The organism is Aquabacterium sp., assembly GCF_004297345.1.
Classification (GTDB): Bacteria; Pseudomonadota; Gammaproteobacteria; order Burkholderiales; family Burkholderiaceae_C; genus Aquabacterium.
On the sequence record NZ_SCTN01000013.1, the window covers coordinates 1 to 2,154 of the forward strand.

The following is a 2,154-nucleotide window of genomic DNA, read 5'->3' on the forward strand; positions in this document are numbered from 1 at the left end:
GCACCGATCCCCAAGCCGTGGCCGACACCTTGCATGATCTGGTACATGCCAAGCGCCCTTTGATCTTCCTGGGCAACGGCAGCCGCGATGCGCTGGCCAGCCCTGAGCGCCTGCAGGCCTTCACCGAGTTCGTGGATCGATTCGGCATCGCCGTGATGACCACGCCAGACGCCAAGGGCATCTTCCCGGAAACGCATGCCCTGTCACTGCGCAACTACGGCATCTGCGGCTGCGCCTGGCCCAGCCTCTACATGCACCCGGCCAACAAGGCCGATCAGTTCGACACCCTGCTGGTGCTGGGCTCCAGCCTGGGCGAACTGTCCACATCCGTCACGGCCTCGGCGCTCTACAGCCCATCGCTTGAACCGACGCAGCACTTCATTCAGGTGGACCTGAGCGCCGCCATCATCGGGCGCGACTTCCCCATCACGCGCGGCGTCGTCGCAGAGATCGGCGCCACGCTGGATGTGCTGTGCGACAAGGCCAGGCATCTGCATCCTGACCAGGCCAAGGTCGATGCCCGCAAGGCCGTGATCGATCAGATCAAATGCGATCACGCGCCGTGGGCTGATCCGGCCGGTCGCGACAGCGAAGCTGCGCCCGTCCACCCCGCCGCCATGATGCGCGTCATCGATGAACTGGTTCATGAAGGCCACATCTTCATCGATGCCGGCAACTGCGTGGGCTGGTCGCTCAACAACCTGGTGGTGGATCCGCCCGTGCGGTATCACAGTGCCTTGTCGATGGGACCCATGGGCTTTGCGGTCGGAGCGGTTATCGGCGGCAAGATGGCCGCACCTGATCTGCATCAGGTGGCCATCGTCGGCGATGGTGCCTTCATGATGCACGGCGCCGAGATTTCGACGGCAGCCCAACACCGCGTCGGCGCCATCTGGATCGTGCTGGACGACAACGACCTGGCAATGGTCAGCCAGGGCATGGCGCAACTGCTGCCACCTGCCGCCCAGTGGGACGACTACTACGCCTTGGGGCGCCCGGATCTGGCCAAGTTCGCCGAAGGCCTGGGCGCGCACGCCGTGACCATTGCGCCTGACCAAGGCACAGACGCCTTCCGTCAAGCCTTGAAGCAAGCACTGAGGGATGCCAATCAACACAAGCGGCCTCAGGTCATCGTGGTGCGCATCAATACCAAGGTGGCGCCGCCCTATGGCTGGCCTGTGCTGACCCCAGCCAACTGCGCCCCCACCCAGCCCTGCGGCTGCAAAGGCTGATCAGCCCGACGATCAGGGTGCCCGCTGCTTGAGGAAGGTCAGGTTGAAGGGCACGCTCAGGCTCGTTCGCTCGATGGTCAGCGGGAAGGGCTCGATGGGTGAGAGCAAGTGGAAGGCAGTTTGACTGCTCATATGAGCGCTCACCACGCCCTTGACGTGGGGCCGCATCGCAAACACCGTGTCAACAGGGACGTTCAGCGTAGGCGGCAACTCGCCGTTGATGGCCACATCCAGATCAACCGGGACCTCGGTCTTGACGGGCACCGTGATCTTCAAGGGCACTTGCAGCGTCACCGGCACCGACACCGGCATGCTGGGCAACCAAGAGCGCAAGGCCACTTGCATATTGAGCGTGGTCGATACCGGCACCATCTGCTCGACCGTCACCGAGGTGTCCACCGGCAGCGTGGTCTTGAGATGGGCCCTGGCCTGCAGGTGATCTGGCAACTGCACGGTCATCGTCTGTTTGACCGGGATCTTCACCAGCGGCCGCATGTCGATGCGCGTCTTCACGGGCGAGCTGACCTCGGCCATGGCCACCATGCCCTCAGGCAAACGCAAACGCACGGGCTGATGGTTCAGTGTCAGGCGCGCTTCCCAGTGCTCATAGAAATACCAGACCGACACGGCCATCAGCACCAGCCAAACCAGCAGCACGCCCCCACCCACCACAATCAGGGCCACGGGCTTGATCGGACGGTTCCAGCCCCTCGGTGGCTTGGTGATGGCACTCATGTCAATGCACCGCTTGGGCTCGTCAGCGCGCAGCCGTCTTGCGACGCGGCGCCAAAGTGACGTCTTCGAACGGCACGGTCAAGTCCAGCAATTCCAACCCGGCCTGCACCTTCTGCTGCGGAAAGCTCAGGCTGGCGCTGACCGGCGCCGTCAAGGGGATGTCCATCGCGCCATGCAAAGGCAAGCG

Annotated in this window: 2 protein-coding genes; one reads left to right on the plus strand and one right to left on the minus strand. The window is 63.7% G+C overall.

All coding sequences use genetic code 11. From position 1 onward, the window contains the following. On the plus strand, positions 1–1,232 hold a 1,232-nt coding region (locus EPO09_RS00320), incomplete at its 5' end, for a thiamine pyrophosphate-dependent enzyme (RefSeq protein WP_290639048.1). A 12-nt stretch (positions 1,233–1,244) separates the two neighbouring features. Here the strand turns inward: EPO09_RS00320 and EPO09_RS00325 are convergent. Further along, positions 1,245–1,967 carry a hypothetical protein gene (locus tag EPO09_RS00325; RefSeq protein ID WP_290639050.1) on the minus strand — a complete coding sequence of 241 codons (723 nt, stop codon included), beginning with the start codon at positions 1,965–1,967 and terminating at the stop codon, positions 1,245–1,247. Between the last annotated feature and the right edge of the window lie 187 nt (positions 1,968–2,154).

Excerpts from the sequence above, each read along its gene's own strand:
- EPO09_RS00325 (WP_290639050.1), bottom strand. The coding sequence starts at position 1,967 with ATGAGTGCCATCACCAAGCCACCGAGGGGCTGGAACCGTCCGATCAAG.